At 62.5% G+C, this 565-nt stretch carries 1 protein-coding gene; it reads right to left on the bottom strand.

The features are described from left to right. On the bottom strand, positions 1 to 565 hold a 565-nt coding region (locus CKO25_RS20780; RefSeq protein WP_200389842.1), incomplete at both ends, for a transposase.

Below are 565 nucleotides of genomic sequence, written 5' to 3'. Positions count from 1 at the left end.
GAGCGAATACGAACGCTGCGCGAGACGCTCGCCTCGGGTTGCTCGCGTAGCCACTGCGCCACCTTAATCGCCTGTCCGGCTTCGTCGTAAACTCGCATCCCATGGGCGTTGTAACGCACCACTACGCACACCCCGCGAGCGGCCTGCTCGACCAGCTCACAAGGCCGGTTGTACCCACGGTCCGCTACAACCACGTCGCCCTCTTGCAAGGGGTAGTACTCCAGCCGCTCGCCCTGATGCGTATCCGTCAGCTCGGTGTGCAATAGCCGTAGACGCACCAAGTCGATCGCCATATGCAGCCGATACCAGGTCTCCTTCGCACCGGGGCCTTGAACGGTCGTTCCGTCCACCGCAACGAAGCGCAGGTGCCCAGGCGTTGCAGTGCTCCGCCACTGGCCCATGCACTCCGCCAACAGCGCCTTAATCCAGTAACGAGCGCTCACCAACCGAAACCGCACCGCCATGTCACTGATTAGCTGACCAAAAAGCACGGAGTAGCCAGCTGCCTCGCGCAGCGTCCAGTCAAGCCCGCAATAGCCCAGGATCAAGCGCAACAACTGCGCCG

The sequence above is a fragment of the Thiocapsa imhoffii genome (assembly GCF_016583985.1).
In the GTDB taxonomy this organism is placed as follows: domain Bacteria; phylum Pseudomonadota; class Gammaproteobacteria; order Chromatiales; family Chromatiaceae; genus Thiocapsa; species Thiocapsa imhoffii.
Note: the sequence above shows the minus strand (reverse complement) of the source record. Positions and strands in the feature narration are given on the sequence as shown.